Annotated in this window: 5 protein-coding genes; 4 read left to right on the top strand and 1 reads right to left on the bottom strand. The window is 33.8% G+C overall.

All coding sequences use genetic code 11. The annotated features are described in order from the left end of the window. Nucleotides 1-480 (bottom strand): dipeptidase PepE (gene pepE / locus P8M54_RS13305; RefSeq protein ID WP_300288422.1); only part of this gene is annotated, 480 nt, incomplete at its 3' end. Between the two features lie 139 nt (nucleotides 481-619). On the opposite strand from pepE, the gene P8M54_RS13310 reads away from it, so the two are divergent. From P8M54_RS13310 to P8M54_RS13325, 4 genes are all read left to right on the top strand, one after another. Continuing rightward, nucleotides 620-1,372, top strand: coding sequence for a carboxypeptidase-like regulatory domain-containing protein (locus P8M54_RS13310; RefSeq protein WP_300288424.1), 753 nt, complete (start codon nucleotides 620-622; stop codon nucleotides 1,370-1,372). Continuing rightward, nucleotides 1,359-2,129 carry a hypothetical protein gene (locus P8M54_RS13315; protein ID WP_300288425.1) on the top strand — a complete coding sequence of 257 codons (771 nt, stop codon included), beginning with the start codon at nucleotides 1,359-1,361 and terminating at the stop codon, nucleotides 2,127-2,129. Before P8M54_RS13310 ends, P8M54_RS13315 begins: the two co-directional genes overlap by 14 nt. Next, nucleotides 2,101-2,841: a hypothetical protein gene (locus P8M54_RS13320; protein ID WP_300288426.1), complete on the top strand. Its 741-nt coding sequence runs from the start codon at nucleotides 2,101-2,103 to the stop codon at nucleotides 2,839-2,841. The genes P8M54_RS13315 and P8M54_RS13320 overlap by 29 nt, the downstream gene beginning before the upstream one ends. Then, a partial coding sequence (locus P8M54_RS13325; RefSeq protein WP_300288428.1) for a hypothetical protein occupies nucleotides 2,831-3,511 on the top strand: 681 nt, incomplete at its 3' end. The genes P8M54_RS13320 and P8M54_RS13325, both read left to right, overlap by 11 nt.

Genomic DNA, 3,511 nt, shown 5'->3' on the forward strand with positions numbered 1-3,511 from the left:
ATAGTGAGCATTTATATTAAAAGGAATTACGCCTAATGTTTGAAAGCTTGGTGGGTAAATAATTGGCATATCATTCGTGTTTTGCATGCTAAGGCCGCAAATTACACTTCCTGCACTAGTACCTAAATAAGGAGTTCCGCTTTTTATAACATCAGCTAGAGTGGTTATAATATTGTTTTTGTACAATTGTGTTACCAGTAAAAAAGTATTTCCTCCACCGGTAAAGATACCTTCTGCATTTTTCAAAGCACTAATTGGATCTTCATATTCATGAATTCCCTTAAGTGCGATATTAATTTTGGCGAAAGCTGTTGCTGCCTTATCGGTGTACTCTTCATGTGTTATTCCGCTTGGGCGTGCGTAAGGAATGAATAGTATGGTTTTGCAATCTTTAAAATGAACGCTAAGGTCGGGTAGTAGGTACTCAAGATATCCTGAGTCGTGAAGTGTTGAGGTACTCGCTATTATTATATTTTTCATAAATTATTTTTGGTACTAAGATATAAAATCAGCAATCCTTATTAAAAAAGGAAGCGGTATTATTAACAAATTTTTACGAATGCATTAGTAATTAATTTGGAGCGGCTTGGGATACTTTTACAATTAAAGAAGTAAAAGCATGATGGTTAGCTACTGCAAGAATTATTATTTTATAGGATTAATGCTGTTTTCAGTTGTGAATTATGGTCAATCTGCTATTTTAGAGGATTTAAAAGGTAGGGTTAATGCAGATGGTACAACTGTTGATGGAATTTATGTTATAAACCTTCGAACAGAGAAAGCGGTCATAACAGATACAGATGGCTATTTCGAAACTAAAGCGATGCCGGGCGATACCATGTTGTTTTCGGCTATACAGTATAAGAGTGTGAAAATTGTCCTTAAAGAGAATGATTTTAATTCTGTGCTTCTTTTTGTTAAAATGCAACCTGCTATGATTGAGCTTCAAGAAGTCGTTATAAAAAGATATAATAATATAAATTCAGTTGCCTTAGGTATCGTTCCAGTAAACCAGAAAAAATATACGGTGGCTGAGCGAAGGTATGCTACCGCTAGTTCATCGCGCTTAAATCCTATGGGATTTGATCCGGTACTAAATCTTATATCAGGGCGAACTGCAATGTTGAAAAAAGAATTAGTAGTCGAGAAAAAATTATTTTTCATCAACCTACTTGACGATATGTTTGATAAAAATCATTTTTTAAATAAACTTAAAATTCCAAGTGAGTATATAAAAGGCTTCGAGTATTATGCTGTGGATAATGAGAGATTTACTATGATTTTAGAAACTAAAAACTATGTCACAACTGAGTTTTTATTAAGCGAATTAGCAATTAAGTATAAAGAGATAATTGGTAGTGAAAACAAATAATACGCTTATTTTGGTTCTGTTTGTTTTGTTGTCTCAATACACCTTGGGACAAACCCTATATAGAAAAAAATGTAGTGGTAAAGTAGTTGTGAATTCAATACCTGTTAGTTCAGCTAACGTTAGCAATCAAAGTAGTAAACAAGTTACTACGACCGATGCAAATGGATTTTTCGAGCTAGAAGTTAGAGAGGGTGATGTTTTGCATTTTTCGGCGGTTAACGTGATGGCAAAAGAGTTGATAGTTACCAATACCATTTTTTCAGAGGGATTTATTGCTGTTGCAATGCAATATGTAAATATTCAACTCGAAGAGGTGGTTATTCCAAAAACATCAAAAATAACTACCGAAAGTATCGGTGTAATTCCGTTTGGACAAAAGCGGTACACGCAAGCCGAGCGCCATTTGCAAACAGCTGGCGATTGGAAACCTATTATGTTGTTAGGATTGATAGGAGGAAGTATGCCATTGGACCCTTTGATTAATAAAATAAACGGAAGAACGAAGCGCTTAAAGAAATTGGTTGTACTTGAAGGGAAGCTTGCCATGATCGAGAAGCTAGACGAATACTTTGTTCAAGACTTTTACACTAAAAAATTAAATATCCCCGTTGATTATATCGAAGGATTCAAGTTTTACATCATCGAAAACAATACATTTGTTGACTATTTAAAAAGTAATAATATAACCATGGCAAAATTTTTAATAATTGAGCTAGCGGTTAGTTATAATGAAATTATTAAAAGTGAGCAGCCATAAATTTTTCTTCTTTTATTTGTTTTTCGTTGTTCAATGGATCCATGCTCAAAATGGCGCCTCAGTTGTGCTTTCTGGTAGCGTTACAGTCGATGCTGTAGCAGTAGAAGCGGTTAATGTCAATAACGTTAGCAAAGATAAAACAACAACAACCAATGCTAAAGGTGTTTTTACTTTAGAGGTAAATGAAGGAGATGTTTTGGTTTTTTCTGCAGTAAATCTCGTAACTTTACAAAAAAGGATTACCAAGGAAGATGTAAAAGCAGGGAGTATTCTAATTTCGATGAGTACAAATAGTATTGCGCTTCAAGAAGTTATTATTAACGAAGACTCTCAAATTACCGCGACTCATCTTGGGATTGTTTCTGCTGATCAAAAAAGATATACTCCTGCCGAAAGAAAATTATATACCGCACGATCTGGTTTGTTAGATCGGCCTTTAAATTGGATTTCTGGTAGAACGGCTGAACTTAAGAAAGGGGTAATAGTAGAAAAAAACTTGAGAGCACTAGAGCGACTAGAGTATCTTTTCGAAGACAAATATTATATTGAAACCTTAAAAATTCATAAAGATTATATCAAAGGGTTTCAGTATTACTGTATTGAAGACGCAGAATTTGTTAGTGCTTTAGAGTCCAAAAACAAAACACTTTGCATGTTCTTAATTATTACGCTTGCAAAAAAATATAATAAAATCACAGTTTATGAAAATTAAAATTACGTTTCTTCTTTTGGCACTTGCAGCTCAATTTTCGTACAGTCAAATAACCGCTAATAGGATTTTAAAAGGTCAAGTTCGCAATGATTTGGCGACTATTGAAAACGTCATCGTTTTTGATGTCAATTCTAAAAATGGTACTGTGGTAAATCAATATGGTTATTTTACGTTAAATGCTAAAGTGCAAGACACGCTGGTATTCTCGAGTTTAACGTTTAAATCAAAAAGAGTAATACTTAAAGAAGAGGACTTTATCAATAAAGTTTTGGTGGTGAATCTTGAGATTTTCACGAATGAACTATCCGAAGTTTTGATTTTAGCCAAAAAACAACTGAATCCCGTTCAAGGTGGTACCCAAAAATATGTTGATATGAAGTTTTTTGATGATGAAAAGTCTTCTCCTAAAAACAAAACAATGCTCCCGATGTTGGATTTAGAAAACGGAACGGATTTTGCTAGAATATATAAAGATGTTATTAAAGTTTTGAGAAAGGACAATCCTAAGAAAACCGACTTTTATCAGGATACGAGTTTCTCTGAATTGGCTTTGTCAGCGCTAAATTATTCTTTTTTCTCTAATACGCTGGCCTTAAAGGATGATGAAATAAAACTCTTTTTGGTTTTTTGTGAAAACGATCCTAATTCGAGAGCTGTGATGAGTCGAACA

The organism is Flavobacterium sp. (assembly GCF_029242675.1).
Taxonomy (GTDB): Bacteria; Bacteroidota; Bacteroidia; order Flavobacteriales; family Flavobacteriaceae; genus Flavobacterium.

Excerpts from the sequence above, each read along its gene's own strand:
- P8M54_RS13310 (WP_300288424.1), top strand. The coding sequence starts at position 620 with ATGATGGTTAGCTACTGCAAGAATTATTATTTTATAGGATTAATGCTG.
- P8M54_RS13320 (WP_300288426.1), top strand. The coding sequence starts at position 2,101 with ATGAAATTATTAAAAGTGAGCAGCCATAAATTTTTCTTCTTTTATTTG.